Annotated in this window: 1 protein-coding gene; it reads right to left on the bottom strand. The window is 72.8% G+C overall.

The genetic code is table 11. The features are described 5' to 3' along the window. Window positions 1–248 precede the first annotated feature (248 nt). On the bottom strand, window positions 249–1,166 hold a 918-nt coding region (locus ABZX12_RS31425; RefSeq protein ID WP_355699074.1), incomplete at its 5' end, for an HNH endonuclease.

Raw genomic sequence — 1,166 nt, 5'->3', positions numbered from 1 at the left:
ACCGGCACGACAGGCACAACGGGCGCGGCAGGACTGACATGGCAGGATGCTCGTTGGCGCGCCGCGGCGCGCGGGGCGGAGGTGTCCGCGAGTGGGCGGTTGCGTCGCCGGCTCGGTTTGGGTGAGAGGACTGGCCACCCCGGTGCCGGAGGCGGTGGTGGAAGGATTTGGCGGTCTCCCGATCTACCGCAGTACAACAGCCTCCTGCCCGCAGGCCCGCGAGTAGGAGGTTGCTGTGTTGTCCGGCCTCAACCGGCGGCTGCGAAGTCGGCCGCTTGCTGGAGCGCAGCTACGTCGGCCCGCCAGCGCGAGCGGCCGGCGACGTTCTCCATCGCGACGTCTTCGGACGCCGCCCCCAGCTCGGCCTCGGTGAGCTCGGACTCACGCGAGCCCGTCCCGCCGCCGGGTGGGTGAGTGTGCGGCGCTGCCGCGCGTCGCGCTGCGGCGAAGGTGGGTGACGGTTCGGCCCAGCTGGGTCGGGCGACACGGACGATGCCGTCGAGGATGGTGAGGTGCCAGCGGCCCCTGTGGAGGTCGGTGTGGTGACGACGGCACAGCAAAGCCAGATTGTCGACCTTGGTGTGGCCGCCGTCGATCCAGGAGATCAGGTGATGGGCGTCGCACATCACCGGCGGGGCTCCACAAACCACACAGCCACGGTCACGGACCTCCATCGCGCGGCGCATCGCCTTGGTGACCAGCCGCACCCGGCGCCCCACATCCAGCGGCTCCGAATTCGAGCCCAGCACCAACGGGATGATGTTCGCGTCACAGGCCAGCCGCCGGATCGTGGCCGCGGACAGCCCGCCGCTGTAGACGGTGCGCCCGACCGCGTCCGCGGTCGCGGCCTTCAGGTCGTCGAAGTCGATCGTGACCGTGATGGTCGCCTTCGCGCCGTACCCGGCCACCCGACCACCGGTCCCCGCGGCACCGGCTGCACCGGCTGTGTCCTCGGCGCTCTCAGCCGCCGAAGCCACGGCACCCGCGGTGCTCGCGGCGCCACCTGTGCCCGCGGTGCTCGCGGCGCGCTCGGTGCCCTCGGTGTCCTCGGTGCCCGTGGCGGGGGCGGGTGTGGGGCCGGTGGTGGGGCTGGGTGTGGGGCCGGTGGTGTCCCACGCGGCGGCGGCGATGCCCAGGGCGGTGGACAGGGCGTCGGCCTGGCGCTT

Origin of the sequence: Kribbella sp. NPDC003505 (assembly GCF_040610875.1) — a bacterium.
Taxonomy (GTDB): Bacteria; Actinomycetota; Actinomycetes; order Propionibacteriales; family Kribbellaceae; genus Kribbella.
Note: the sequence above shows the minus strand (reverse complement) of the source record. Positions and strands in the feature narration are given on the sequence as shown.